Annotated in this window: 24 protein-coding genes and 1 tRNA gene; 16 read left to right on the top strand and 9 right to left on the bottom strand. The window is 58.3% G+C overall.

Translation table 11 applies throughout. The features are described 5' to 3' along the window. Nucleotides 1-57: 57 nt before the first annotated feature. Nucleotides 58-681: a hypothetical protein gene (locus tag AC0L26_RS00640; protein WP_473630791.1), complete on the top strand. Its 624-nt coding sequence runs from the start codon at nucleotides 58-60 to the stop codon at nucleotides 679-681. A gap of 109 nt (nucleotides 682-790) precedes the next feature. Here the strand turns inward: AC0L26_RS00640 and AC0L26_RS00635 are convergent, their stop codons facing one another. Further along, nucleotides 791-1,705 (bottom strand): metallophosphoesterase family protein, encoded by a 915-nt coding sequence (locus AC0L26_RS00635; RefSeq protein ID WP_473631506.1) that lies wholly within the window; start codon nucleotides 1,703-1,705, stop codon nucleotides 791-793. Between the two features lie 53 nt (nucleotides 1,706-1,758). On the opposite strand from AC0L26_RS00635, the gene AC0L26_RS00630 reads away from it, so the two are divergent. Next, complete coding sequence (locus AC0L26_RS00630) at nucleotides 1,759-2,259, top strand: NUDIX domain-containing protein (RefSeq protein ID WP_473630790.1); 501 nt, start codon at nucleotides 1,759-1,761, stop codon at nucleotides 2,257-2,259. On the opposite strand, the gene AC0L26_RS00625 is transcribed toward AC0L26_RS00630, so the two are convergent. Then, the gene (locus AC0L26_RS00625) at nucleotides 2,260-3,249 is read right to left on the bottom strand and encodes a glutathione S-transferase family protein (protein WP_473630789.1); all 990 of its coding nucleotides are present in this window, start codon (nucleotides 3,247-3,249) and stop codon (nucleotides 2,260-2,262) included. A gap of 275 nt (nucleotides 3,250-3,524) precedes the next feature. Here AC0L26_RS00625 and AC0L26_RS00620 point away from each other — a divergent pair, with 275 nt between their 5' ends. The 6 genes from AC0L26_RS00620 to AC0L26_RS00595 all read left to right on the top strand — a co-directional run bounded on the left by AC0L26_RS00620 (nucleotide 3,525) and on the right by AC0L26_RS00595 (nucleotide 8,274). Next, nucleotides 3,525-4,061, top strand: coding sequence for a GNAT family N-acetyltransferase (locus AC0L26_RS00620; RefSeq protein WP_352933322.1), 537 nt, complete (start codon nucleotides 3,525-3,527; stop codon nucleotides 4,059-4,061). A 70-nt stretch (nucleotides 4,062-4,131) separates the two neighbouring features. Further along, nucleotides 4,132-4,893 carry a 3-hydroxyacyl-CoA dehydrogenase gene (locus AC0L26_RS00615; protein WP_473630788.1) on the top strand — a complete coding sequence of 254 codons (762 nt, stop codon included), beginning with the start codon at nucleotides 4,132-4,134 and terminating at the stop codon, nucleotides 4,891-4,893. A 34-nt stretch (nucleotides 4,894-4,927) separates the two neighbouring features. After that, nucleotides 4,928-6,103, top strand: coding sequence for a CaiB/BaiF CoA transferase family protein (locus AC0L26_RS00610; protein WP_473630787.1), 1,176 nt, complete (start codon nucleotides 4,928-4,930; stop codon nucleotides 6,101-6,103). 38 nt (nucleotides 6,104-6,141) lie between these two features. Further along, nucleotides 6,142-6,948: a HugZ family pyridoxamine 5'-phosphate oxidase gene (locus tag AC0L26_RS00605; RefSeq protein WP_473631505.1), complete on the top strand. Its 807-nt coding sequence runs from the start codon at nucleotides 6,142-6,144 to the stop codon at nucleotides 6,946-6,948. Between the two features lie 128 nt (nucleotides 6,949-7,076). Beyond that, entirely contained in the window at nucleotides 7,077-7,415 is a 339-nt protein-coding gene (locus tag AC0L26_RS00600) for an ArsR/SmtB family transcription factor (protein WP_352933312.1), read from the top strand. Nucleotides 7,416-7,470: 55 nt separating this feature from the next. After that, nucleotides 7,471-8,274, top strand: coding sequence for a TrmH family RNA methyltransferase (locus tag AC0L26_RS00595; protein WP_473630786.1), 804 nt, complete (start codon nucleotides 7,471-7,473; stop codon nucleotides 8,272-8,274). 17 nt (nucleotides 8,275-8,291) lie between these two features. On the opposite strand, the gene AC0L26_RS00590 is transcribed toward AC0L26_RS00595, so the two are convergent. Both AC0L26_RS00590 and AC0L26_RS00585 read right to left on the bottom strand, forming a co-directional pair. Then, nucleotides 8,292-9,461 carry a coiled-coil domain-containing protein gene (locus AC0L26_RS00590; RefSeq protein ID WP_473630785.1) on the bottom strand — a complete coding sequence of 390 codons (1,170 nt, stop codon included), beginning with the start codon at nucleotides 9,459-9,461 and terminating at the stop codon, nucleotides 8,292-8,294. A gap of 137 nt (nucleotides 9,462-9,598) precedes the next feature. Then, on the bottom strand, nucleotides 9,599-10,135 hold the full coding sequence (locus AC0L26_RS00585; RefSeq protein ID WP_352933800.1) for a DUF1134 domain-containing protein: 537 nt from the start codon (nucleotides 10,133-10,135) through the stop codon (nucleotides 9,599-9,601). A 428-nt stretch (nucleotides 10,136-10,563) separates the two neighbouring features. Here AC0L26_RS00585 and chpT point away from each other — a divergent pair, with 428 nt between their 5' ends. Beyond that, complete coding sequence (chpT, locus tag AC0L26_RS00580) at nucleotides 10,564-11,193, top strand: histidine phosphotransferase ChpT (protein WP_077380165.1); 630 nt, start codon at nucleotides 10,564-10,566, stop codon at nucleotides 11,191-11,193. Nucleotides 11,194-11,394: 201 nt separating this feature from the next. On the opposite strand, the gene ctrA is transcribed toward chpT, so the two are convergent. Further along, entirely contained in the window at nucleotides 11,395-12,090 is a 696-nt protein-coding gene (gene ctrA, locus AC0L26_RS00575) for a response regulator transcription factor CtrA (protein WP_006203583.1), read from the bottom strand. A 450-nt stretch (nucleotides 12,091-12,540) separates the two neighbouring features. Between ctrA and AC0L26_RS00570 the strand changes: the two genes are divergently transcribed. Continuing rightward, a complete protein-coding gene (locus AC0L26_RS00570; protein ID WP_029349790.1) occupies nucleotides 12,541-12,918 on the top strand; it encodes a flagellar export protein FliJ in 378 nt (125 codons plus the stop codon). A gap of 376 nt (nucleotides 12,919-13,294) precedes the next feature. Here AC0L26_RS00570 and sciP read toward each other — a convergent pair whose 3' ends face one another. Then, nucleotides 13,295-13,570 (bottom strand): CtrA inhibitor SciP, encoded by a 276-nt coding sequence (gene sciP, locus AC0L26_RS00565; RefSeq protein WP_006203587.1) that lies wholly within the window; start codon nucleotides 13,568-13,570, stop codon nucleotides 13,295-13,297. Between the two features lie 272 nt (nucleotides 13,571-13,842). On the opposite strand from sciP, the gene mnmA reads away from it, so the two are divergent. Continuing rightward, on the top strand, nucleotides 13,843-15,033 hold the full coding sequence (gene mnmA, locus AC0L26_RS00560) for a tRNA 2-thiouridine(34) synthase MnmA (RefSeq protein WP_473630784.1): 1,191 nt from the start codon (nucleotides 13,843-13,845) through the stop codon (nucleotides 15,031-15,033). 15 nt (nucleotides 15,034-15,048) lie between these two features. Here mnmA and AC0L26_RS00555 read toward each other — a convergent pair whose 3' ends face one another. Further along, a complete protein-coding gene (locus AC0L26_RS00555) occupies nucleotides 15,049-16,056 on the bottom strand; it encodes a Gfo/Idh/MocA family protein (RefSeq protein WP_473630783.1) in 1,008 nt (335 codons plus the stop codon). A 334-nt stretch (nucleotides 16,057-16,390) separates the two neighbouring features. Here AC0L26_RS00555 and AC0L26_RS00550 point away from each other — a divergent pair. Both AC0L26_RS00550 and AC0L26_RS00545 read left to right on the top strand, forming a co-directional pair. Beyond that, nucleotides 16,391-16,467, top strand: a tRNA-Met gene (locus tag AC0L26_RS00550). Between the two features lie 103 nt (nucleotides 16,468-16,570). Next, a complete protein-coding gene (locus tag AC0L26_RS00545) occupies nucleotides 16,571-18,385 on the top strand; it encodes a site-specific integrase (protein ID WP_473630782.1) in 1,815 nt (604 codons plus the stop codon). Between the two features lie 272 nt (nucleotides 18,386-18,657). Here AC0L26_RS00545 and AC0L26_RS00540 read toward each other — a convergent pair whose 3' ends face one another. After that, nucleotides 18,658-19,479 carry a competence protein CoiA gene (locus AC0L26_RS00540; RefSeq protein WP_473630781.1) on the bottom strand — a complete coding sequence of 274 codons (822 nt, stop codon included), beginning with the start codon at nucleotides 19,477-19,479 and terminating at the stop codon, nucleotides 18,658-18,660. Between the two features lie 1,351 nt (nucleotides 19,480-20,830). On the opposite strand from AC0L26_RS00540, the gene AC0L26_RS00535 reads away from it, so the two are divergent. Then, nucleotides 20,831-21,517: a recombinase family protein gene (locus AC0L26_RS00535; RefSeq protein ID WP_473630780.1), complete on the top strand. Its 687-nt coding sequence runs from the start codon at nucleotides 20,831-20,833 to the stop codon at nucleotides 21,515-21,517. After that, nucleotides 21,514-22,824 (top strand): hypothetical protein, encoded by a 1,311-nt coding sequence (locus AC0L26_RS00530; protein ID WP_473630779.1) that lies wholly within the window; start codon nucleotides 21,514-21,516, stop codon nucleotides 22,822-22,824. Before AC0L26_RS00535 ends, AC0L26_RS00530 begins: the two co-directional genes overlap by 4 nt. A 52-nt stretch (nucleotides 22,825-22,876) precedes the next feature. Here the strand turns inward: AC0L26_RS00530 and AC0L26_RS00525 are convergent, their stop codons facing one another. After that, nucleotides 22,877-23,998: a TIR domain-containing protein gene (locus AC0L26_RS00525; protein WP_473630778.1), complete on the bottom strand. Its 1,122-nt coding sequence runs from the start codon at nucleotides 23,996-23,998 to the stop codon at nucleotides 22,877-22,879. Nucleotides 23,999-24,109: 111 nt separating this feature from the next. Between AC0L26_RS00525 and AC0L26_RS00520 the strand changes: the two genes are divergently transcribed. After that, on the top strand, nucleotides 24,110-25,315 hold the full coding sequence (locus tag AC0L26_RS00520; RefSeq protein ID WP_473630777.1) for an AlbA family DNA-binding domain-containing protein: 1,206 nt from the start codon (nucleotides 24,110-24,112) through the stop codon (nucleotides 25,313-25,315). Nucleotides 25,316-25,383 lie beyond the last annotated feature (68 nt).

Raw genomic sequence — 25,383 nt, 5'->3', positions numbered from 1 at the left:
CATTTTGCCGGCGGCTGTGTTAACTCGGTGTTAACCAAACCCGCGAGGCAAACGCCGATGAAGGATGCAGGCGAGAACATCACCCAGATCGACCAGTCGCGAAAACTGTCCGATGCCATCCGCGACGTGAAGAATGCATTCGCCGACCGCGACGACGTCGTGGTCGATATGCGCGAGGCGCATCGTATGCGGCTCGATTTGCTTGCTGCCGAACTCGCGCCCATCTTTGCCGACGTGCCCGCCGACATGGATAATTTCGACTTCGCCGTCTCGTCCGGGCTGCAGCCGCGTCTATGGATCGACGCCGTCAGCCATGTCGCCATGGGACGCGACCGCCGCACCTATCGTTTCCTCAGGGATACGCGGATCGGGCGCGTCGTTCTCGCCGAATCGACCGAGATGAAACCGGTGGCCGACCAGGTGACGCGCTACGTCGCGGAGCGCGTCGTCGAACGGCAGAGAATGATGGAAGGCGGGGTCGAGCAGGCTGTCGCCGGACTGAAACGTGCGTTGGTCCCGGAAGCCGAGCCGCCACTACGATCTGTCTCACGCAGCAAGGGTTGGTCTGCCTTCTTCTCCGCTATCGGCCTGATCGCCGCCGGGGCCCTGGTCGGGTTGGCTGTATCGGTCGTGTTGTTCTGGGACCGCCTCGTTGCGATGGGACTGAGCTTTGGACCATGATCCTGAACTGAAGGTCCGCGCAGCGAAAAGTGGAATGCGGTTTTCGGAAAAGATCCTGGTCAAACACTGAGATCGAGCCCGTCCCGATTCCATCGGGACGGAACGATCTCTAGGCCATAGCGTCCGCGCCAAGTTCCAGAACCTCCAGATCGGAAGGCGGGATGGCCGGCCCGGTCAGGCCACGTCGCGTCAGCTTGATCCGCCATTTGTCCTTTTCGCCGTCGATCTCCAACAGATTATATTGCGCCGCCGGGTGCCTGCCGCCAGGCGCCTGCCCTGCGGCGGCGACGCCGACCACCGGAATTTTGGCCCCGCGACCGCCGATGAAGAACAGCGTCGGCTCGTGCGAATGGCCATGCAGCACAAGCTCGGCTCCGTGTCGCTGAACGATCTTGTGAAAGCGGGCAATGCCGAACAGTCGCTTGGGCTGCGAAACGGCGCCGCGCACCGGCGGATGGTGGATCATGATCACCCGGAACAGCCCGCGCTTGGCAGTGGCGTCGAGCACTTCGCGCAGCCTTTCCGCCTGATCTTCCAGAAAGAAGCCGTTGGCCATGAACGGAGCCGTGGCCCGTGCCGTCGTGACACCGATCAGCGCGACGTTGCCGCGCACGCGCAGATAGGGGAAGGCGTCGCGATCGACCGGCGTATTGACGCCGTCGCCGGTCATCCACGCCGCCCACGACCGGCAAGCCTTGTCGAAGGCGCCCGGTACATAGGCGTCGTGGTTTCCCGGAACCACCGACACATCATCGGGAGAACCCAGCGTTTCCAGCCAGTGCTTACCCATCTCGATCTCGCCGTCGAGCGCCAGATTGACCAGATCGCCGGTGACAGCCAGGTGATCTGGTGCGCCCGCCTTCATATCGGCGACGATCGTGTCGATGACCGCGTCGCGCATGTGGCGGCGGCGGTTGCGTTGCCAGTTGACGTAACCGACCACCCGCTTGGAGGCGAGATCGCGATAGGTTACACCGGGAAGCGGTCCCAGATGGATATCGGAAATATGCGCGAGCCTGAACATCCTCTCTTCATAAGCGACGCGCGCGCTGCTTTCCACCCACGGTTTCGTGGGTGATGACATCTCCGGATCCCGAGCAAGATTTACGCCAGACCGGCTGGCCGGGTCTGAGGGCAAGGCTGTTTCATCTGTATTTCGTGCTGCGCAGGCCGATGACGCTCGGAGTGCGCGGTTTGATCCATGACCGCACGTCCAATTCCGTCTTCCTCATTCGCCACACCTATGTACCGGGCTGGCAGCTTCCAGGCGGTGGCGTCGAGCTGGGCGAGACGATGATCGAGGCGCTGGCGCGCGAGCTCTCCGAGGAGGGCAACATTGCATTGACCGCGCCGCCGGTGCTGAAATCAATGCATTTCAACCGGCGGGCCAGCCGCCGCGACCATGTCGGCCTCTACTTGGTCGAGCAGTACGATCAAACGGCGCCGAAGCTGCCGGACCGCGAGATCGCCGCAGCCGGTTTCTTTCCGCTCGACCGCCTGCCGGAAGGAACGACGCCGGCCACGTTGCGGCGGCTTGCCGAGATTTTTGACGGCGAACCGCCCTCGCTCTACTGGTGATTACGCCGCCTTCTTGAACCGATTTCGATTATGCGACGCCGCGTAGTCCAGTTCTGGTCCGACCGGCACGATGCGTGTCGGGTTGATCGTCTCGTGGCTACCGTAATAATGCGATTTGATGTGATGCAGGTTCACCGTGCCTGAAACGCCTGGAACCTGATAGAGGTCGCGCAGATAGTTCGACAGGTTGGGATAGTCGGCGACGCGGCGCAGGTTGCACTTGAAATGGCCGACATAGACCAGATCGAAGCGGACCAGCGTCGTGAACAGCCGCCAATCGGCCTCGGTCATGCGGACACCGACGAGATAGCGTTGGCGAGACAGGCGGCCCTCAAGTTGGTCGAGCGCAGAAAACAGTTCGCCGAACGCTTCATCGTAGGCCGTTTGCGTGGTGGCAAAGCCGGCGCGGTAGACGCCGTTGTTGATCGAGGGATAGACCAGCGCATTGACCGCTTCGATCTCGCCGCGCAGCGCTGGCGGATAGAAATCGAGGCTGGCATCACCCCACTCGTCGAAGGCTGAATTGAGCATCCGGATGATCTCGGAGGACTCGTTGGAGACGATCGTTAGTTCTCGCCTGTCCCACAGAACCGGCACCGTCACGCGGCCGGAATAGGCGAGATCGGCCTTGGTGTAGACCTGATGCAGGAAATCGAGGCCGTAGAGCGTATCGCCGGTGGCACCGTCCTCCGCCAGGAATGTCCAGCCATTGGCGCCCATGAAATGATGGACGACCGAGACCGAAATCACATCCTCAAGCTTCTTTAACGCTCGAAAGATCAGCGTCCGGTGTGCCCAGGGGCAAGCAAGCGAGACGTAGAGATGGTAGCGGCCAGGCTCGGCCTTGAAGCCGCGCTTGCGACCTTCGCCCGGCACACCGTCGACCGTGACCCAGTCGCGCCATTGCGACCGCGCCCGCACGAACCTGCCGCCGCTGTCCTTTGTGTCGTACCGGCGGTCCTGCCATTTACCGTCGACCAGCAGTCCCATACTAAATCTCCCTTGCGTCCTCTTCACCATTTAGGCGCAAGGCGGCGCTGCCGAAGTCGCCATGTGCTGAACAGACCGTCACTTGGGCGAAACGGCACCCGAAAACGGCCGATTGCAGTGGCTGAGGATTGATGCTAGCGGACAATCCGCATGTTCGACTTTGCTTTGATCCGGTTCGACCGACGACGAAAGGGCGCCCGCGCTTAATGAAGCGCTGACTGGCGAACGCTGCCGTTTGCAGCAAACCTTTCCCCGTATACCGGAACGCAAAGACCATGAGCCTTGCCGACGTGAAATATCTGCCGGAAACTCCGGCGCATGACCCCGAAATCGAAGCCATCAACGACGAAGCCTTTGGGCCGGGCCGTTTCGTGCTGGGCGCCTACAAGATCCGTGAGGGCGGCCCGCATGAACGCACCCTGTCCTTCGTGGCCGTCGATGGCGATATCGTTGTCGCCTCGGTGCGCATGACGCGTATCGCGGCCGGCGCCGGCCGCGCGCTGATGCTTGGACCGCTTGCCGTGCGGCCGGCCTTCAAGAATCTCGGCATCGGCCGCCGGCTGGTCGCGATCGCGCTGGAAGCCGCCGCCAAGGCCGGCATGCCGGCAGTGATGCTTGTCGGCGACGAGCCCTATTACGGCCCGCTCGGCTTCAAGAGAATCCCGCGTGGGCAAATCTCCATGCCGCGCCCGGTCGATCTCGACCGGCTTTTATCGCATGAGATCGTGCCGGGTGCGGTGGCAAGGCTGGTGGGGGAGGTTTGCCACGCCGATCAGGCAAGAGTTGCCGCGCATGTCGCTGCGATGGCGTGACCATCCAGATGCTGTTGCGCCGTCCTGTCGGGCTTCGTAGCATGTGCGCGGCAGGAAGGAGGACGCTGGCATGAATCCGAACGGCCAGATTGCGATCGTCACCGGCGGTGGCTCCGGCCTCGGCGAGGCGACGGCGCGTGCGCTGGCCGCGAAGGGCGCCGGGGTTGCCATCCTCGACCTCGGCATCGACCGTGCGGCGAAGATTGCGGCCGATATCGGCGGCATCGCCATCCAATGCGACGTGAGCAGCGCCGACGGCGGTGCCGTTTGCGTAGCGGAAGTGGCAAGAAGGCTCGGCGAACCCCGTATCCTGGTCAATTGCGCCGGCATCGCCATCGGCATGAAGACGATCGGCAAGGACGGTCCGCACCCGCTCGACCAATACCGCAAGGTAATCGAGGTCAACCTGATCGGCACCTTCAACATGATCCGCCTCGTCGCCGACCGGACCGCCAAGCTTCAGCCGCTGGAGGGCGGCGAGCGCGGCGTCATCGTCAATACGGCATCGGTCGCTGCCTATGACGGTCAGATCGGCCAGGCGGCCTATTCAGCCTCCAAGGGCGGCGTCGTCGGCATGACGCTGCCGGTGGCGCGCGACCTTGCCCGGTCGGGTATTCGCGTCTGCACCATCGCGCCCGGCATCTTCAAGACCCCCATGGTGGCCGGCATGCCGCAAGAGGTGCAGGATTCGCTAGGCGCAGCGGTGCCCTTCCCTTCCCGTCTCGGCGAGCCTTCCGAATATGCAGCCCTTGCGCTGCACATCGTCGAAAACCAGATGCTCAACGGCGAGACCATCCGCCTCGACGGCGCCATCCGCATGGCGCCGAAGTAGCCGACCATGAGTGCCCGACCATGAGTGCCCGACCATGAGTGCCGAAGTCTTCCCGCAGGCGAAGACCGGCCCGCTCGCCGGTCTGACAGTGATCGAAATGGCAGGGATTGGACCGGTGCCGCTGGCCTGCCTGATGCTGTCGGAGATGGGAGCCGAGGTGCTGCGCATCGAGCGGACCGGTTCGACCGAGTCGTTTCTGTTGCTATCCGATGAATACGACATCGATCGTCACGGCCGCACCATCCTGCGGATCGACCTGAAGCGCAGGGAAGGCGCCGAACTGGTGCTGCGCCTTGCCGAAAAGGCCGACATGCTGGTCGAAGGGTTTCGTCCTGGCGTCATGGAGCGGCTTGGTCTTGGGCCGGATGCCGTACTGGCGCGAAACCCGGTACTGATCTACGGTCGCATCACGGGGTTCGGCCAGGATGGACCGCTATCGGGTCGTGCCGGCCACGACATCACCTATCTCGCCTATTCGGGTGTGCTGCACGCCATCGGCCAGGAAGGAAGCCGGCCAGTCCCGCCGCTCAACCTGGTCGCGGACTATGGCGGCGGCGCCATGATGCTGATTACCGGCGCGCTGGCCGCCCTGTTTGAGCGTTCGCGCACCGCCAAGGGGCAGGTGATCGACGCGGCAATGACCGAAGGTGCTTCGATGTTGACGACACCTATTCACGCCTTGATGGCGGCCGGCCTGTGGAGTGATACGCGCGGCGCGAACCTGCTCGATTCCGGCGCGCCGTTTTACGACACCTATGAGACGGCGGACGCACGGTATATCGCCGTCGGCTGCCTTGAACCCCGGTTCTTCGCCGAATTCGCAAGATTGCTGCCGCTCGACGAGCGTTTTGTAAGTGGCCAATACGACAGAACGTTGTGGCCGGACATGCGCGCCACCATTGCCGATCGGGTCGGGCAGAAGACACGGGACGACTGGGCCAATCTCTTTGCCGCGACCGATGCTTGCGTCGCACCGGTTCTGTCGCTGCAGGAAGCCAGGGCTCATCCGCACAATCGCGCTCGCAACGCCTTTGTGACGTCAGGTGTGCTTGATCGCCCTGCCCCTGCGCCGCGTTTTTCGCGCTCGCAGCCGACGCTTGCCGCCATGCCGGCCGATCACGATCGTCAGGCGGCGGCTACGGTGCTGGCACGCTTCGGCCTTTCGAAAAGCGAGGCCGAGGCCCTTGTCAAGTCCGGTGCGATAGATTGATAACTGGAGAAGAAAGATCGGCTTAAACGGTGAGCATTTTGGAAGACCGAAAGAAGGACGTGATCCGTGAGACCGACGCCGAAGCGATCAGACTGGCGAAGACGCTGATCCGCAGCGCCCGTTTCGGCGCGCTGGCAGTGATCGAGCCAGGCACCGGTTCGCCGCTGGCCAGCAGGGTCGGTGTCGCCACTGATATCGACGGCACGCCGCTGATCCTCGTATCGATGCTGTCCGCCCATACCGGTGCGATCCTCGCCGATCCGCGCTGTTCGCTGCTGGTCGGCGAGCCTGGTAAGGGCGACCCGCTGGCGCACCCGCGGTTGACGCTCGTCTGTCGGGCAGCGCGGCTTGAGCGCGGATCCGGCGAGCATGCCCGCGCCGAACGGCGCTATCTCAACCGCAACCCCAAGGCGAAACTCTATGCCGGACTTGGCGACTTCTCGATCTTCCACCTCGAGCCGGAGCGCGCCAGTCTCAACGGCGGCTTTGGCAAGGCCTATTTGCTGGAGCGCACCGATCTGATCACGGCCGCGTCGATCGTCGAAGAACTTGCCGTCAGTGAACAATCCGCTCTTGACCACATGAACGCCGATCATAGCGACGCAATTGCCGTCTATGCGCGCCATTTCGCCAAGGCCGCAGCCGACGACTGGGTCGTCACCGGCTTCGACGCCGACGGCATGGACCTGGCGTTGGGCGACGATGTCTGCCGGGTCTTCTTCCCTGAGCCCCTGAGGACGGCGCGCGAGCTCAGGCATGTTCTGGTCGACATGGCAAAGACCGGCCGAGCGGCGGATAAAACACAGCCCGACAGTAAATCGCGTCGGATTGAAAGCAAGTCTTGAGATTTGAGTGAAATGTTCTACCCTTTCCCGGTAGCGTTGAATCGCCAGCGCACATTCGCGAGTGAGTCTATGGAATCAGACGCTATTGCCCCCATAGCGCCGGATGAGCAGGAAGGTATGGGGGATCGATGGTCTCGAAAAAGCTAATCGCCAATGCCGAATCAGCGGCTGCGTTTCTGACGCTGATGGGCAACGAGAAACGACTGTTGATCATGAACTATCTAGCCGACGGCGAAATGTCGGTCGGCGCTATCGCCGAGAAGGTTCTGCTCAGCCAATCCGCGCTGTCACAGCATCTGGCCAAATTGCGGGCGCTCGATCTCGTCGAGACCCGGCGCGATCGGCAGATGATCTACTATTCCTGCAAATCCGATGCCGTGCGCGAACTTCTCAAGACGCTAGACGGGATTTTCGGCGAGGGTGAGCTGTCGCAAATGACGTACCGCCTGCGTCGCTCCGGGACTTGACCGGCCGGCCTAAGTTCTCCTTCCCTCGCTGACCTTTTCGTCTGCCGAGGAATGCATGCGTCACATTCGTATCGACGACCCGCAAGACCCGCGCGTCACCGCCTATCTCGATATCCGCGAGCGCGATCTTGCCGGCCGGCGGGGCCGTTTCGTTGCCGAAGGCAAGGTGGTGCTCGAGATGTTGCTCGCGGCCAAACGCTTTTCGGCCGAATCGGTGCTGGTGCTCGAAAATCGGCTGGCAGGCCTCGACGCAACCCTGCGCGAGGCGCCCACGGACCTTCCGGTCTACGTGGCTACCAGCGAGGTCATGGACAGGATTGCCGGCTTTCACATGCATCGCGGCATATTGGCGATCGGCCGCAAGGGCGAGGCGCAACCTGCAGAGGCTTTGTTTGACGCCCTGCCTGCGCGCGCGTTAGTCGTCGCGCTGGTCGGCATCGCCAACCATGACAATATGGGCTCGATCTTTCGCAACGCCGCCGCCTTCGGTGCCGATGCCGTGTTTCTGGACGCGACCTGTTGCGATCCGTTATACCGCAAGGCGATCCGGGTCTCGGTCGGTGCCGCGCTGAAGGTTCCCTTTGCCTCGTTCACTGAGACCGTCGGCTTCACCACGGCGCTCGACCGGTTGGGCTTCGGCCAGTTCGCTTTGTCGCCGCGTGGCCAAACCGATATTCGCGATGTGAAAAGGACTAAACGGCTGGCGCTCTACCTCGGCACTGAAGGCGAAGGGCTGCCCGAGAGCCTGCTCGCCCGCCTGCGGACGGTGCGAATCGATATGGCAGAAGGCTTCGACAGCCTGAATGTCGCCGCCGCGTCAGCCATCGCCTTGCATCATTTTTCGACGGGCCAGACCTGAGCCGCAGAAAAGCAGCATCACTGCCTGGGTTCCTGCATCGATTCGGCCTTCTGCAGCGCTCGCACCCGATCTGCAAGACTGCGTTCACCGCTCCCCGGTTCCCTAGGCGCCGCAAGCACCTTTGCGATCGGCGACTCCGGCCCGTCGAGCTTTGCCGTCAGGGCCACGACCTGCGCCGCCAGGTCGCTCATCTGGTCGCGCAACGCAGCGCTGGCGCGGCGCGCATCGTCGCCCTCTCCGGATTTGGAAGCGGCAAGATCCGTTTTCAGCCTCTTGTTCTCGCGGGCCAGCGCCATCAGTTTGGCCTCCAACTGCTCCCGATCGCTGTCGAGCTTGGCGATGGCTTTTTCGATATCGTCGCCCTTGACGGCCGCATTGGCTTGGCTGCCTTGCGCTGCCACGAGACGCACCGCCGACGCGTTTTCCGCACGTTCGCTTTTCGATTTTTCGCGAAGCCGCGCGATTTCCCTTTCGCAGCGGCCAAGCTTATCCTCGCGATCGGCAAGCGTGGCGAGCAGGCGCTCGACCTTCTTGTCCAGTTCGCCGGTCTTTTTCTTTTCGGCTTTGAGCGCGTCTTGCGTCGCCTTGTTTTCGGCCGCGATCTCCTGTTGGCGTCTCTCTGCCTCCCTGCGCTGACCGCGCAGCAGCGAAATGTTGTCGGCCAGCTTTTGCAGTTCGGATTCGCGCGCCACAAGTTCGATCTGGCGGCTGCTGGAAGAAAAGCTGGCGTCGTCATACATGTGCTCCAGCTTTTTCAGCTCGAGCGCACGCTTTTCCAGGGCATGCTCGGTTTGAGCGAGGCGATCCGACAAGAGCTGGAACTGATCCTCGCGCTGCCGAAATTCTTTGCTCTTGGCCTCGAGATCGGAAAGGGCCTGTTTCCTATCCTTCCGCTCGACCGCCAGTTCCTTTAGTGCCTCGCGGCCGCGGCCGATCTCGACAAGATGTTCGGCCGTTTTCTCGCGCAGCGATTTGACGCTCATCTCAAGCTTGCGCGTCGACATGGCGAACTCGGCGCGGATGCGATCCTTCTCGGCCTGGATCTCGGCCAGCGTCAGCGGCATCGAGCCCTCGACGCGTCTGCGTGTCAACGTCACAGCCCGGCGCCAAATGGCCGGGGCAATCATCAGCGCCAGAAAGCCGGCGCAGAGAAAGCCGAGGACGAAGAACAGGACCGACTGAACCAAGATGACTATCCGTTATGGACCGTTGGGGACTGTGCCACCTCCGCATGACGGAATTCCGGTGCTGCGGCAAGGGTCTGCCGCAGCGATGTTCGGATCGTCGGCCTTGGAATCAATCAAGAAGACGAGGCACCGCTTGCTCAGAACGGATTCCAGGTGGCCCGCTGGGTAAGTTTGAGGTAGCCCAGATTGACACCAAGCCGGGCGCCGACGCCGGTACGGATCGGAACCAGCAGCACATTGTTGTTCTTCATCACGTTGAAGCCGACGCCAGCCACGAGGTATGCAGAGCCGGCAACGCCGCCGTAACGGTTGTAGAGGCTGGTCACATCGTCGAGATTATAGACCAGTATCATCACCCGCGAGCCCTCGCCGCCAAAATCCCAGCCAAGCGACGGCCCCTGCCAGAACACTTTGTGATCACCGGCATTCTTGGTGTAGAGCGTGCCTTCGCCGTAGGTCAGGCCACCGATCAGCGCACCCGAGCCCTCCTCGCCAAGCAGATAGCCGTTGGGCAGGCCATATGAGGCGAAAATCTTCTCGACGACGGTGGCGAGCCCGCCCGACGTCGCGCCGAAGAATTTATGACCGGAATCGACGATCTCCTGAGCGGTGTATTCCTGCGCCCGCGAGGCCGAGGTTGAAAAGACGACAAGGCCCATGAGAGCGATTGCCATTGAGATGACACGGAAGAAATTCCGGTCTGAGATGACACGGAAAAAATTCCGGTCGTAGTATCGGGAAAACATGCTTCCAATCTCCGTCAGGGAGCACTTTCGCCGACGCCTCGCATCTGTGCGGCTCTTTGGCGGCCGTTAAGGATGACTGTTATGGGCAAACTATGCCGTAATCCTTTTTCAACCATTAAGCTCTCACATGAAGATGGCGGTTAGAAGGCTGGTTTCGAGCCGGTTTCGCGTCGCCTGTGCAGGATCTGCATCCTGCGTGAACACACCATTTTCGATAACGACAATTCCGGATTTGTTGCTGCACGCTCAGGCGCTGTGTATTCAGTAGGCCTTGGGAGAGAGTGTGATTCGTATGGACAGGCGTGATCATCGATCGCCCGGCCATTTCTAGTGAAATTTTGCAGGGACTTTCGCCGATGGCCGAGCTTTTCACCCTTTCAGCACCCGATCTCGCAGCGCTTTTGTGCAGCCGGGTCTGCCATGACATCATTTCGCCGGTCGGCGCCATAAACAACGGGCTCGAGCTGCTTGATGAAGGCGGCGCCGACGAAGACGCCATGAAATTGATTCGCCAGAGCGCCAGAAACGCTTCGGCGCGCCTGCAATTCGCCCGCATCGCCTTCGGCGCAGCCGGTTCTGCCGGCATGATGATCGACACCGGGGACGCCGAGGCGGTTGCGATCGCCTTCCTGAAGAACGAGAAGCCGGAACTGATCTGGAACGGAACCCGAGCACTGCTGCCCAAGAACAAGGTCAAGCTGCTGCTCAATCTCATTCTGGTCGCCAACGCCGCCATACCGCGCGGCGGCAAGCTTACGGTCACGCTTGAGAACCTAGACACCGAACCACGTTTTGCGCTCGCCGCCAGCGGTCCGATGCTTCGCGTGCCGCCCAAATTCCTGGAGCTCCATTCCGGCAACAAGCCTGAGGAACCGATCGATGCGCATTCGGTGCAGCCCTACTACACGCTGCTTCTGGCACGCGAGGCTAATATGACGATATCGATCCACGCGACCGCGGAGGAAATCGTGCTTTCGGCGGCCTGACGCTGCTAAGCTGATCGAAAAGAACAGACAAGTATTTTTGCAGACGATTTTTACCCACGCCATCACAGTCGAATGAAATAGGCCTCTCGTCTGCATTGGCACCAAGCATTGATCAAGAGACTTTTCGCCTAACGGTTTATCTGCGACATAAACGCAAAATCCGGCCGGAGCCGGATTTTTGTCGATGATCGGATCGGAGGTTCAGGCGCTGACGCGGATATCTTCCGGCTCGCGCAGCACATAGCCACGGCCCCAAACCGTCTCGATGTAATTCTGACCGCCGGAAGCGGCGTCGAGCTTCTTGCGCAGCTTGCAGATGAAGACGTCGATGATCTTCAGCTCCGGTTCGTCCATGCCGCCGTAAAGGTGGTTGAGGAACATTTCCTTGGTGAGCGTGGTGCCTTTGCGCAGCGAGAGCAGCTCCAGCATCTGGTATTCCTTGCCGGTCAGATGCACGCGCTGGCCACCAACCTCAACGGTCTTGGCATCGAGATTGACCACAAGGTCGCCGGTGGTGATGACCGACTGGGCATGGCCTTTGGAACGCCGGACGATAGCGTGGATGCGGGCGACCAGTTCGTCCTTGTGGAACGGCTTGGTCATGTAGTCATCTGCGCCGAAGCCGAGGCCGCGCACCTTGTCCTCGATGCCGGCCATTCCGGAGAGGATAAGGATCGGCGTCTTAACTTTCGAAAGGCGGAGTGTTCTCAAGACCTCGTATCCCGACATGTCAGGAAGATTGAGATCGAGAAGGATGATATCGTAGTCGTAGAGCTTGCCTAGATCGACACCTTCTTCGCCAAGATCGGTGGTATAGACATTGAAACTTTCCGATTTCAGCATCAGCTCGATGCTTTGTGCGGTTGCACTGTCATCTTCTATCAGCAGAACACGCATTTCATTCCCCTTTTCTGCTGCCGGACCATTTCACGACCCGTCCAGGACCGGAGCAGTGATTGCCTGAGCAGAGGCTGCCATCGAATGGTTAACAAAACCTAATTCCGTGCCGCTGACGGTATCAGATTTTTTAACCCCTTTCTACACCTTGTTGAATCTAATAGTGAATCACAGAACCAAACCGCTAATGCAAAACATTAATAAGCCAGACTAAGTGACTCCAGGGACTCGCCGGCCGTGCTTCCGCGTCGAGAGCCGGAATTTTTACCCGGCCTTAAGTCCTGAGCCGTATGATTAACAATGCCCGTAAACGAATGGTTACCGCCGGCAAAAAACTTTAGGAATTTGTTTCCCATAGTTCCGGTAAAGTCGGTGGAAACGGTGAAGCCTACGGTTTGCCAGGTGGATTGGACGATATGTGCAGGTGTGCGTTTCTAGGAGTACCGAATCATGAAGTCACGTGAAAATCTCGTTCGGCTGAAGCAGTTTCAGGTGAACGAGAAGCGGCGGCAATTGCTGCAACTCGACATGATGATCGCTGAATTTGAGCGCATGGCTGTCGAACTGGAGCTTCAGATCACTGCCGAAGAAAAGAAAGCCGGCATCACCGACATCAACCATTTTGCCTATCCGACCTTCGCCAAGGCAGCGCGCCTGCGCCGTGACAACCTCAGAAATTCGCAAAGCGACCTCGCCCAGCAGCGAAGCGTTGCCGAATCACTGCTCGGCGAAGCCGAAGCGGAGCTTTCCAAAGCGGAAATGCTCGAATCGCGCGACACCAAGATCCGCGACGCCGAAACCGGCGGCCGCAGCGCCATGATCGGCTGAAAACAAGCCTTCGAGGTCAATCAACGCCCAGCGATCAGGCGTTGCTCATTTCGCCGCTCATTGGTCGAGCAGTTGCCAGGCTTACGGTGCCATACCCGTTCATGTTCCGCGGCCACCCTGCGGCGCGCAGGCGCAGCGCTCGCTGAAGGTGCTCAAGACGGGTGGTGGTAAGCCTTGCTCAACGTCGGCCATGCCACCAAGTCGAGAGCCGGGCGTAAAACATCCGCGTCGAGCGGATGTCGTCTCGCAGGCGTTGTGGAACGTGGCAAGATTGTCGAACCGGGGAAGCTTACCGTCCCGTGGCAGCAGAGAGAACCGTTCCGGCAAAACAAAACGGCGCGGATTTTTCGCGCCGTTTGACTTCCTCGAACCAGCCTTAATGCCGATATTGCTGGATGCGCGTCGTGCGCAGTCCGGCAAGGCCATACTCGTCGATGGACGCCTGCCAGGACAGGAATTCCTCGGTGGTCAGCTTGTAGCGCTGGCACGCCTCTTCGAGGCTCAAAAGCCCTCCACGCACGGCCGCCACCACTTCCGCCTTGCGCCGGATAACCCAGCGGCGTGTGTTCGTCGGCGGTAGATCGGCAATCGTAAGGGGGCTGCCGTCCGGCCCGATAACATATTTGACTCGCGGTCTAACAAGATCGGTCATCGTACTCTCTACTAAAAACTCAAAGACCCAATCCCCACCACATTACCGCCACAGCTTTAAAATTTGCCTAAGCAGACCCTAATAGCTAGGTAAGGATCATGAACGCCGCGTTAGTCTTTTCGTCGGCATTTGACATATCTGCCCACAGGCGCCGAATCCGTTCAAAAAAATCGGCCAGTTCGCCAAGCTGGCGCAGCTGGAAAGCTTGACCTATATTCCTGCCATTGGCATTCAAGCGTCGTCATTCAGGTGCCGTGCAGAACGAAAGAACCATGAACAGCCTCGATCTTCCCGGACGTCCCGAAAACACCCGCATCGTTGTCGCCATGTCGGGCGGCGTCGATTCGTCGGTCGTTGCCGGCCTTCTGAAGCGCGAAGGCTATGATGTCGTCGGCGTCACGCTGCAGCTCTACGACCATGGCGCGGCAACGCACCGGGCCGGCTCGTGCTGTGCCGGCCAGGACATTGACGATGCCCGCCGCGTCTCCGAGACGCTCGGCATTCCGCATTATGTGCTCAATTATGAGGAGCGTTTCCGCAAGGCGGTGATCGACCCCTTCGCCGAGAGCTATGTGGCCGGCGAAACGCCGATCCCTTGCGTTTCGTGCAACCAGACGGTGAAATTCGCCGATCTTTTGGCGACCGCTAAGGAGCTCGGCGCCGATGCGCTGGCCACCGGTCATTATATCCGCTCCGGCGCCAACGGCGCTCATCGCGCACTGTATCGGCCGGTCGACGCGGACCGCGACCAGAGCTATTTCCTGTTCGCCACCACGCAGGCGCAGATCGACTATCTACGCTTTCCGCTCGGCGGCCTGTCGAAGCCGCAGGTTCGCGCCATCGCCGAGGAAATGGGGCTGACGGTCGCCGCCAAGCAGGACAGCCAGGACATCTGCTTCGTGCCGCAGGGCAAATATTCCGACATCATCGCCAAGCTGAAGCCGACTGCTGCCAATCCTGGCGACATCGTCCATATCGATGGCCGCGTGCTCGGCCGCCATGAAGGGATTTTGCGTTACACGATCGGTCAGCGCCGCGGCATCGGCATCGCCTCAGGCGAGCCGCTCTACGTCGTCCATCTCGACGCCGACCAGGCCCGTGTCATCGTTGGCCCGCGCGAGGCGCTGGAGACGCACAAGATCTATTTGCGCGACATGAATTGGCTGGGCGACGCTGCACTGTCAGACATCCCAGCGGCCGGGCTTGAGCTTTTCGCAAAGGTCCGCTCGACACGCCCGCCGCGCCCAGCCGTGCTGCATCACAATGCCGGCATCACCTGGGTGGAACTGGTCGATGGCGAGTCCGGCATCGCGCCCGGCCAGGCCTGCGTGCTCTATTCCGACGATGGCAACGAGGCCCGCGTCTTCGGCGGCGGCTTCATCGAGCGTTCCGAGCGTGGCGCCGAGGCCGAGGCGATGCTGACGCGGCTGGCGATCCGGCCGGCGCAGGTTCCCGCCGAATAGACCACGATCCCGATTCTATCGGGACGGACCAGGCTCTAATACAGCGGCACTGTTCTCTCGGGAAGATGATCCGGTGTGGGTAATCGTGCCGGCGGTCAGGATGCGCAGCACCCTGATGGCTTCCTCACCGCTGGTGCGCGGTTCTGCCCGCGTCTCGATGCACTGGATGAAATGCTCGAGCTCTCGCGTCAGCGGCATGCCCTCGCCCACCGCCACATAGGACGGCTCGTTGGTGGTGAAAGCCCATTGGCCGCTGTCTTGCCATACCGCGTGGCGGTAGACGGCGAGCTTGCGTTCCCACGGCTCGACATCGTCGAACACCGCCATCGCCTTGGTGCCGACCACGGTCAGCCGCCGCTCCCGGTAAGGATTGAGCCGCGACGCGAAGAGATGGCTGCGTAGGCCATTGGGAAAGCGCATATGCAGATGTGCGAAATCGCTGAGATTGTCGAGGAGCGCTGCCCCCTCGCCGCGCACCTCGATCGGTTCCGTACCGGTGATGGCGAGAATCATCGACAGATCGTGCGGCGCCAGGTCCCACAGCGCGTCGTTCTCGGTGTGGAACTTGCCGAGCCCGAGCCGATGCGAATGGATATAGCGCACTTCGCCGAGCTCGCCATTGTCGATCAGCGCCTTCAACGTCTCGAAGGCTGGATGAAAGCGCAGCACATGGCCGACCATGAAGACGCGGCCATTGTCGGCCGCCGCCTTCACCGAACGCTCGGCATCCGCCACCGTCAGCGCGATCGGCTTTTCTACAAGCACGTCCTTGCCGCCCTTGACTGCCTTCACCGCCATATCGGCATGGAACTGCGGCGGCAGCGCCATGACGATCGCGTCGATGTCTTTTCGAGCAAACAGCGCCTCCGGCTCGATCGCCAGGCAATCCTGCTCACTGGCGAAGCCTTCGGCGCGGGCGGGGTTGACGTCCGAAACCGCATATAGCGCGCCGAGCGCCTTGAGGGTGCGGATGTGGTTGCTGCCCCAGTATCCGCAACCGAGGACTGCAATGCGCGGTTTCATCAATTCCAACTCTAGAATTTCGTGGCCGAGACATAGCGGCGCACTCCGCCGAACTCAACCCCGGCATTTCAGCTCAAATTCCTGCCCGGCAAAGCTTTTCGGCAATTGGAGCGACCCGCGTCCGCTTGGACGCACAAAGATTCGCGCCTCACGACTTTGAACCTTCGCATCGTGCTTTCCGAAATCGATTCCGGTATCCGGCCCGAAGCGATAGAATATGCCGGCTGCATCGATGCTTGACAGGCTTGGCCTCCCAACCTTATATCCGCCCGACCTTGGCGAACGCTTCGACATGCCTTCTGATTTAAGGCGGATTTCGGGCCTTCGCCGCCCTGGCGGGGTAGCTCAGTTGGTTAGAGCACGGGAATCATAATCCTGGGGTCGGGGGTTCAAGTCCCTCTCCCGCTACCAATCCCACCCTAAGGGATTGATCTGATTATAAGCGATTGATTTCAAAAAGATTCCGTTCTCGCCCCCGGTACCTTTTGCCGGTACACTGCGAGGAATGGAAGACATGGCGAAACCCCTATACCTCGTCGGCACCGGCTCCGAACAGAAGCTCAAACGCAACGTCCCGAAGCACCTTGTCCGCCTTGCGGGGAAGACGGCTTGGATTGAGCGCATATCTCACTCTGACGCAAAGACAGCTAAGGAGCGTGCTGGCCTCTTTGCGGTTAGGACCAATACCGAATTGCGGAAGTTGGAAGACCTTTACGCGCACGGCGACCGCGGCGCTGTCAATGAACCATCGGCCCTCAATCTCGACACGACGCGGGCACAGCAAATTGGCCTTTGGTATTTCAATAAGCGCGATCAAGAGAACCAGCAAACAGGTGCCTATTTGCTCGACCCCGAAGACCCCGACTACAACGAATTATTGGACGCAGCGGCAGAAGATTGCCAGCAGGCAATGAGAGAAGCGTCCGGGACAACGCGCACCACGGACCCCCGCGCACTTGAATTGCTGGTTGAACACGGCGTGCTATCGCGGTCGAAGGCAGACCAACTGAATGCGTCTGGATGGCCGGACGAACTAACGAAGCATCCCGGCTTTCAGTGTTTTTGCCGTTTGATTGAGCGGGCCGATTTGGCGCTCGCCAATCGTCGCTATCGGTCATGGGCAACCGGCTCCCCGCCTAGAATCGATTATTGCGCGTTGGACGCACCAAGCGGCTATATCGTGCAGCCGCGACATCCGCGTTCTGCAGTCAGCGGCAAGACTCTCGCCGATCTGAAATCCGCTTTCATGGCGCAGCGGGAAGGGATGGTCACGAAGTCACGCGCCGCCCAATATCGACTTCCCTTCCGGGTTCTGGAAGAGCTGTTGGGAACGAACTTCGAGTTGGACATGATTAACCGCGACGACGCCAGAAAGGTCGCCGATTTTCTGCCTCGCATTCCATCGCATGCTACACAGCACCACAAAGGCTGCAGCTTGGCCGACGCAGCCGCTCGGCACGAGGAGGCTACCGGCGCACCCGCCAACAGATGGATTGAAGCCCAAAAGCATCTGCAGGTCATCAAGTTCGTATTCGATTTTGCCCTGAATGAGCAGTGGCTAACCAGCAATCCGTGGTTGGGGATAGCCATACCCGTCCCGCGCGAGCAACGTAAGAAGCATCTTTCGAAGGAAGCCACGTACGAGACGTTTTCAATCGTCGAACTCAATCGACTTTTTGCGCTACCGCTATTCAAAGGTTGCGTTGACGACAAACATGGTTGCCACAAGCCAGGACCAAATATCATCAAGCGTCATCGATATTGGGCACCAATTATCTCGCTCTGGACGGGAATGCGCATGAACGAAATCTTGCAGCTTGAGAAAGCGGATTTCGGCATAACAGAAACCGGCGTGAGATATGTGCATGTCACTGACCAGGAGCACGGCGACTACTCGGAAGGCGTCAGAAAGCGCGTCAAAAGCAAAAGCGCTATTCGGAACATTCCGCTTCATCCGATCTTCGAACAAAGCGGATTTTTTGAATGGCTCGATAAGCGAGCGGAAGGCAGAGTGTTTCCTGAAGCGACGGCCGGCGCGGGCGAGAAACCTTCGGATGTCTACTCGAAACGGTTTCGGACCAATCTCAAGGCCGCCGGTATCTGGGAATCGCGACGCCAGGTGTTCCATAGCTTGCGGAACAACTTCAACGACGCCTTGCGCGCCGCGAACGTGCCCGTCGAATTTCGCGAAGCGATCAACGGATGGCAGAAACGGAAGTCAATGGACCAGCGATACGGAAACGGTCCGAGCATCGATGTCCTTTTCGAGCATATTTCGAAGGTTCAATACCCTGGCCTTTCGCTAGAATTCCTCACGGGGGCCAAGTGACCTTCCGCCTAAGCCGAGGACAAATCAGCGCCCACGGCCATTTCAGCGCCCGCCAACGGCCGCAAAGGGCCCCAAGGGCATCTGCACACCACCCGACCTTGAAACGCGTGCCCACGGGACCGGAAATGGCCCATAGTCGAGGGTTTCGCCACTTGCGCTTCCCGGCGCAGCTTGCGAACGGGATTCAACCTCGGCGCCTCCTGCCCATTCGCTCGACATATTCGGTATAGCCATAGGTGTGGATGCCTTCGGGCGTCAGTTCCAGCACGCGGTTAGTATCTCGATCGCCGGGGCCCACGGAACGACCGCGACCTTCGTTTCCGGAACGGAGGTTGTGCATAGGCCCAGAGCCGAGCTTCGCGCTCGGCAAGCGCCCGTTCCTGCCTTAACCTGGCGGCCACCGTTTCCATTACTGCTCGAACAGGAACGATCCAGGCCCACTTCCGAGCCGCGTCCAGGAAGCTGGCCTGTGAGACTGCCACTATCACTGCGTGCTCCTCCGCGCGTCCGGGCAACAGGCACCAGAGTGTCTCACCATTTGCAGCCGATGCATCGTCCGATTTCACGGCGACCCCAAAGTCAAAGAACACCGGCATAGTGCAGCTAAGCCAAGCAACTGGGAAAAAGTCCCCTGGATTACGTATGGTGAAAACGCCCTTCAGAAACGTGGGGCTAAAAAGCCTGCCACCTTTGAGAAATCGGGGGTGGTCTCCTTTTAGCCGTGCCCCGTCCACGACCCAAACCATGTTTCGATAAAAGCCTTCGCGTGCACCTTTCTCTTGCAAAGGCAAATGCGAGTGCTGGAATTCAATGACAAGACCATTTTCGGTCATCACATCCGCGATGTGCTTCTCACCTTTCTCATCGTGCCTGATAATTTCCTGCCGTTCCGAAGGAAATTGGTCTTTCCACCCACGGTGCCAAGGGGTTTCCGGCTCCCACCAAGGATCGCAGTTCCTGTTGCCGTGATGCGCCCAATGCCACACCCTCTGCGTGCCGCACTTTGCTACCATCTCCTGCGAGCAACCCTGACAGTAACCTACCAATCCAGGCGAGGCCTCGCGCCGCTCGTCATTCACCAATGCAAACCGCATAACTTTCTCCATAGATTCGCGGTCACGCCGCTACGGGTGACAGCCGGTTTCTTTTCGAGGAGTGTTTCTGCAGCATGGCCAGCTCTGAGCTGGCGCTGGTTCTTCTTATCATCAACGTAAGGGACCTAAACCCGTCGTCGGTTATGGTGCGGCTGTCCTCAATGCCTGGCGCCGCTTCTTCTCAAGGCACAGATGGAAAGGTATCTGATCCGCTCGACCAGTCAAGTTTATGCGTCCACCTAACGGCGACTTCGCCATCGGCGGGGCATAGCGAGAAGCGATCGGTCTGCTTGGAGTCGACCTCAGTCGTTCCGAATGGTCGGGTTTAGAAGCCTCAGTTGTGAAGTCCAATATTTCATCGCAAATCGCGGACCTACCCCCCTATCCTCCTGATGTCGGAAAATATTGGGCAGGTTTTTCGGAAAGACAATTTCAGAAGTCCGCTGGCCTCCGGGAGCGCAGCGAGGTCTATCCACCCCAAATTCTCATTTCACTCGCTTCGCTCTCTCCATGAGAATTTGGCCGTATACATAATTCCACTCTACATAGTCATATTTATGATGTGGGCAGAGCGTCTAGTCCTGTTCGAACCATATAAGGAATACGTGCACGCGCGCGAGGCATGGATGCTCAGTTTCCTGAATATCTCAGTTTAGGATTGGCCTTTGACCTTGATCCGCCGCACCCGCCGCATAGGTTCGCGGGGCAGGCGTATTCTGAATTTGTAAGGCTTTCCCCGGAAGCCCTCCCTTTGTAGCAATCCACGTTCCGATAGCGAACCAATCGCCTTCTGAACCGTGACGGGGCTAGTGCGGCCAAGCCTTTTTGCGATGTCCGCTATTTTCAATGTAACGAAATCCCCGGGGCGCTCCGCTTCATGGTGAAGCAGTAAAAGAATTCCAATCTCAGCTCTTGAAAGGGGCTTATCCGTTCGGACAGCATCAAGATGCTTCCAAAGCAACTCCAATATGCGCTCGCTCGCGTCTTTATCCGCCATCTGCCACCAATTTGTTAGGTTGCGGTTTCAAAGATGCACCTTATGCACTCGATCATCGCTATAGAGCCCAACAGCATAACAGATTGAGAAATAAGCAGTTGTAAACAAAAGGAAATTCCAATTTTTGCCCTTTATATGCCTTCTGTGAGTGTGGATAAATCACGGACAGCCAAGTTCATCCTTTAATATCAATCTGTTAGTGTCACCTTTGTCGATTTAAGCCTATTGGCTCTTCGCGCATCAAATAGGAGAGCAGAAGCCTATACATACTCAAAAATGTGATTATCTGTACACAAGCAAACGTTCGTTTGCGTGATACGGGCTTCTTATAATCGATTCTAACGGGAGCATCGGATGGGAACCGCCACCGACAAGCAACATAACACATTCGTAGCTTATTTCCGGGTTTCGACGGCCAAGCAGGGGGAAAGCGGATTGGGGCTAGAGGCCCAACGTTTCGCCGTCCGCGATTTCATCGACCGTCACGGCGGCGAAATGGCGCGAGAGTTTGTCGAAATTGAAAGCGGACGGAAATCGAACCGACCTGAATTAGGCCATGCCCTCGCATATGGCCGAAAGCACAAGGCAACTCTACTGATCGCGAAGCTCGACCGCCTCGCCCGAAACGTTTTCTTCGTTTCCGGCCTCATGGAATCAGGTGTCAACTTCATTGCGCTGGACATGCCACAAGCCGACAGGTTCATGCTTCACGTATACGCGGCAATGGCTGAGGAGGAAGCGCGCCGCATAAGCCAACGAACCAAGGATGCGCTCGCTGCATCGAAGGCTCGCGGAACCAAACTTGGCAAAAATGCTGCTTCGCTCGCAGCGAAATACGCCGGACAGGCCGATCTTTTCGCCTTGCAAATTGGTCCGCAACTCGCTCTTCATGACAGAGAGGGCATCTCAATCAGATCCATGTGTAAGCTCCTGAACGAACGTCTTATACTGGCCTACGGGGGCGGGAACTGGCACGCAACATCGGTCGCCAGGACATTAAGACGATACCGTTCACTGACGACGTCAGGCATGCATCAATGAGGGACCTCACGGCTAAGGAGCTAAGAACCCTATTTTCCCACGCGAATGCCTTATTCAACAAGAAGTCTTTTACCGTTCCTGCCTCTTTTGCCGAAATTCCGAAGGATAAGACTCTTGCTCGTGAGGTAAAGTTTGGCAAGAATAAGTATGCGTATTTAACTGATATTGGGCTCAAGAATTTCATCAGCGTCGTCGAGCTGCTCGACAAACGAGACACTTTTTCCGGCAAAGCGGAATTCTCTAGTATCTGGAGCGCATGGAAGGCAGCGGTCGAACATTGGTTCTCGGATCGCCTTCGGCCAGAGAATGGCCGTGAAGTTCTGGACGCCATAGTGGATCGTCTGACCCCAACTATTCGAAAACATAATTTCATCGTTCCAATCTTTGGTCTCACACTCGACAAGAATGAGCCCTTTCGAGTCGGGTCAATGTCGATATTGCGAGACCCAGAACCTCTGCTAGATACAATGGGCGTTTCGCGCAAATCCGACGCTATCTCTTCCATCCAGGAGATAAATCTCGGCAATCTTTGGCTCTTCGGGTCTGCGCACGGCACTCCGAATGTGGCTCAGCGGGTGTTTTCCAACGAGGCTACTTTGACCGTTGGTCTGATCGCCATTGCGGCGGCAGCCAGATACGAAGGAGGCGCCACAGCTTTCCGGATGGGGATAAGTATGTCGCCGGAAGACGCCTTGGGACGAGCGGCGTGGATGTCTTGGGACGAAATCGATAACAGTCTTACAACGCACTACAAATTCGCAAAAGGTCAGCCGTTTGCCGTGGATACAGAGCTGTCTTCCGCATCGGCTGATATTAGAATGGTGCAGATAGCGTTTGCAATGTTACAAAAAGAGAAGAAAACTCCACTCGAAGATGCCATCGTGAGAGCCATTTTCTGGTTTTCGGACGCCCACCGAGACTCCTCACTTGTCATGAGAATCGTTAAATACTGGAGTTGTGTCGAAGCATTCTTCTCGCTGAAAAAGGAAGAAATAACGTATTCGGTTTCGGCGGGACTTGCCAGCATACTAGTTTATGGTGGCTTTCGGTATGCGAACCTCTCGGAGTACAAATCCCTGAAAAAGCAAATCAGCCAACTTTATGACGTCAGATCAAAAGCTGTCCACAGCGCCGCACATCACCACGTAACGGAGGAAAACGTTGCCCAGTTTAGCCAATGGGTCGCTTGGATGATTATCGAAATTGTGGCGCTGAGTACCCGTGGCTATACGACGCTTGCCCAACTCAAGGAACAAACCGATCGGCTCGACTCTATCAGCCGAACGATGCCGGGCGAGAAACCTTGACTGCTCTAGGTTGGTTATCGTTCGTAGAATCGCTCGTTGGCACCATTTTGCCCTAATCCAGCAAGCCTTCTCTCTCGACTACCCGGCGGATTTCCTCAAACGAAGCAGCAATCTTCCCCTTCGGGAATCTTATCTGGCCTAGGCCCTGAACGTTGCTGAACTCTGCACACCCTTCTTCCACCAGCAAAATCGCTTTGGAAAATCCGAGGCGACCTTGGAACAGGCCCGCCTCGTGAATGACGTTCATCCGGGCTTGCATTTCTCCGTCCGCCATTTCGTCTTCCGCAGTCATCACCAAAAACGCAATGGCCGCAGCGTCTAGCATCTCGGCAAGACGGGCGATGTTAGTGAAGCCAGCAACGGGGATACGATTAAACTCATCCCAGGGCAGGCGTAGCCGGTCTTGGACGAAATCCTTTAATTCGCGCCACAACAAGGAGCGGCCATGGCCAATAAATACGTTCGTACCCACTCGTGCCGCCTCAACTGCCTTCTTGCTTCTCCGCTCTAAGTGCGAAGCCAGTTTTGCGCTTATTGTCGATCCCTTCTTGCAAATATCGAAGGCATTACGAATCGATTTGACCTCAGACATGATCTGGATATGAGGCGGAGCCTCCGTACCTTGTCCAAGAGCAGTCGTATCGCGGGTCATGATTTGCGCATTGGGTGACCAAATCTGTTGGATTTCTACTGGCGACCTAGGCCCCATTTGTTCGAGCAGTTTTTTTTGCACGCTAAGAAATTCATCCGCGCGATCTGCTTCCGTTTCCAGAATTGACAAAATGTCAGATTTTGCATTGTCAAATATCGCGGCTGCAGCGTCGGCGGCCTCTCGGGCTTGGCTTAGGTCAGGATTCTTGGCCATATCGCGTATCTTGGCCTTCACATCTTCGGCATCAAACTGACGCCAATTCCCCTTCGAACCAAGTGTGCCTCCGTAAAGTTCTTTCAAACCCCACTCTTGGCTGAAATTGGCCCCGGGCGGCGGGGGCTGCAAGTCGTTGTAGTAAACGCGAGAATGATACCCCAGCCACGATCCTGAGAAGGAGCGGCCTACTTCGCTAGCGGTCTTATCAAGGAGTTCTAACGGCGCTATCAGCGCGTCGTCGTCGCCGAGGCTAGCGGCCTCAGCCAGCTGCTTTGAAATAGTGAAAAGCTCTTCGTATGACTTCATCGGAACTCAGCCTTTTTGCGAATCCCGGGAAGCATAAGCAATGCGGAGTTGTAGCACTAGAGGGACGAGCGTAGGACTGAGCGTCTGGCGCCTACGAAATCGAGGGAACCCATGCCGATTGCGCGTGCAGACTTTGATCAGATCAGTGAAGCAGACCTTGATGAACTGGTGCGTGATACAGTTCGGGAAGGCCTTTTGATTGAATACAAACGCGACCCTTACGGAAATGCCGACGCAGATCGGCGCGAGTTGCTCAAAGACCTGTCGTCGTTCGCAAACTCCTCCGGTGGTCATCTAGTCATAGGTATTGAGGAGAATGCTGGCCTCCCCATCCGCAAATCGCCTTACGGAGGCGATGCCGATCAGGAACTTCAACGAATGGAGAACCTCATCAGGGCGGGCCTTGAACCACGTGTCATCGGCATTCGAATGAAGGCAGTCCCAATCGCAGCAGGTGGACACGTCTTCGTCGCTCGCATTCCCAAGAGTTGGAATCCCCCACACCGCGTAACGTTGCAAGGGACAAACAGGTTTTTTGTTAGAACCTCTGTCGGCGCACACGAAGCCAGCGTGGAAGAGTTACGGGCGTTGTTTGGCACAGGCGCCACCCTTCAAGACCGACTAGTAGCTTATCGAAATAATCGCTTGGCACGGTTAGCTGCCAAAGACGGTATCGTACCACTCGCCCACGACCTGGGAAGGCTGGTGCTGCACGTCGTGCCTTTGTCGGCTTTTGCGAACCAACAACAAATCGACCTTGTGAGAGCGCTGGAGAACAATCATTTGCTTTTGCCTATGGGGGCGGCCGGACATACCCCGACGATCAATTTTGACGGCTTCGCCAACATTCGCGGCGGGGATCAATGCTTCGGTTACACACAGATTTTTCGCAACGGGATTATTGAGGCAACGAAAGTACCAATCTCGCGCGACGGACGAGCTGGAGAGCGTGGTCCTCATATGCATCGGATACCGATGCGGACTTTCGGAGAAGCGCTGCTTCCGAGTATCCCGCTTTACATTCGCGCGTTGGAAGAGTTGGAGGTATCACCGCCGTTTGCCCTGATGATTAGCCTGCAGGAAGTGCGGGGCGTTTTTCTCGGGTTGCGCGACGATCCTCTTTTGGAGGATCAAAGGCCGATAGATCGAAGTGACCTGGAGCTTCCAATTCAACAGATCGATAACTTTGGCGACAATGAATCATACCGCGAGGCCATTCGTCCCGCGATGGACGCACTCTTCAATTCAGTTGGCTTTGCAAATGCCGATGCATATCTGATTAATTTCGACGCCGCAGGCAGATGGGTTGTCCGCTAGTGCAGAGTGGTTTGATTTCTCAACTTGCGTTCACTGCTGGAAATCGGAGTGGCGCAGAGCCGCCGGTT

The sequence above is a fragment of the Mesorhizobium sp. WSM4823 genome, assembly GCF_055811195.1.
The sequence above is the reverse complement of the archived record's forward strand: the minus strand, read 5'-3'. Positions and strand labels throughout refer to the sequence as shown.

Bases quoted from the DNA above. Each gene is read 5' to 3' on its own strand.
- AC0L26_RS00640 (WP_473630791.1), top strand. From the start codon at position 58: ATGAAGGATGCAGGCGAGAACATCACCCAGATCGACCAGTCGCGAAAA.
- sciP (WP_006203587.1), bottom strand. From the start codon at position 13,570: ATGACCGATCTTGTTAGACCGCGAGTCAAATATGTTATCGGGCCGGAC.
- AC0L26_RS00540 (WP_473630781.1), bottom strand. From the start codon at position 19,479: ATGCGGTTTGCATTGGTGAATGACGAGCGGCGCGAGGCCTCGCCTGGA.
- AC0L26_RS00600 (WP_352933312.1), top strand. From the start codon at position 7,077: ATGGTCTCGAAAAAGCTAATCGCCAATGCCGAATCAGCGGCTGCGTTT.
- ctrA (WP_006203583.1), bottom strand. From the start codon at position 12,090: ATGCGTGTTCTGCTGATAGAAGATGACAGTGCAACCGCACAAAGCATC.
- AC0L26_RS00545 (WP_473630782.1), top strand. From the start codon at position 16,571: ATGGCGAAACCCCTATACCTCGTCGGCACCGGCTCCGAACAGAAGCTC.
- chpT (WP_077380165.1), top strand. From the start codon at position 10,564: ATGGCCGAGCTTTTCACCCTTTCAGCACCCGATCTCGCAGCGCTTTTG.
- AC0L26_RS00595 (WP_473630786.1), top strand. From the start codon at position 7,471: ATGCGTCACATTCGTATCGACGACCCGCAAGACCCGCGCGTCACCGCC.
- AC0L26_RS00570 (WP_029349790.1), top strand. From the start codon at position 12,541: ATGAAGTCACGTGAAAATCTCGTTCGGCTGAAGCAGTTTCAGGTGAAC.
- AC0L26_RS00625 (WP_473630789.1), bottom strand. From the start codon at position 3,249: ATGGGACTGCTGGTCGACGGTAAATGGCAGGACCGCCGGTACGACACA.
- AC0L26_RS00530 (WP_473630779.1), top strand. From the start codon at position 21,514: ATGAGGGACCTCACGGCTAAGGAGCTAAGAACCCTATTTTCCCACGCG.
- AC0L26_RS00615 (WP_473630788.1), top strand. From the start codon at position 4,132: ATGAATCCGAACGGCCAGATTGCGATCGTCACCGGCGGTGGCTCCGGC.
- AC0L26_RS00535 (WP_473630780.1), top strand. From the start codon at position 20,831: ATGGGAACCGCCACCGACAAGCAACATAACACATTCGTAGCTTATTTC.
- AC0L26_RS00555 (WP_473630783.1), bottom strand. From the start codon at position 16,056: ATGAAACCGCGCATTGCAGTCCTCGGTTGCGGATACTGGGGCAGCAAC.
- mnmA (WP_473630784.1), top strand. From the start codon at position 13,843: ATGAACAGCCTCGATCTTCCCGGACGTCCCGAAAACACCCGCATCGTT.
- AC0L26_RS00610 (WP_473630787.1), top strand. From the start codon at position 4,928: ATGAGTGCCGAAGTCTTCCCGCAGGCGAAGACCGGCCCGCTCGCCGGT.
- AC0L26_RS00630 (WP_473630790.1), top strand. From the start codon at position 1,759: ATGACATCTCCGGATCCCGAGCAAGATTTACGCCAGACCGGCTGGCCG.
- AC0L26_RS00525 (WP_473630778.1), bottom strand. From the start codon at position 23,998: ATGAAGTCATACGAAGAGCTTTTCACTATTTCAAAGCAGCTGGCTGAG.
- AC0L26_RS00520 (WP_473630777.1), top strand. From the start codon at position 24,110: ATGCCGATTGCGCGTGCAGACTTTGATCAGATCAGTGAAGCAGACCTT.
- AC0L26_RS00585 (WP_352933800.1), bottom strand. From the start codon at position 10,135: ATGGCAATCGCTCTCATGGGCCTTGTCGTCTTTTCAACCTCGGCCTCG.
- AC0L26_RS00635 (WP_473631506.1), bottom strand. From the start codon at position 1,705: ATGTTCAGGCTCGCGCATATTTCCGATATCCATCTGGGACCGCTTCCC.
- AC0L26_RS00620 (WP_352933322.1), top strand. From the start codon at position 3,525: ATGAGCCTTGCCGACGTGAAATATCTGCCGGAAACTCCGGCGCATGAC.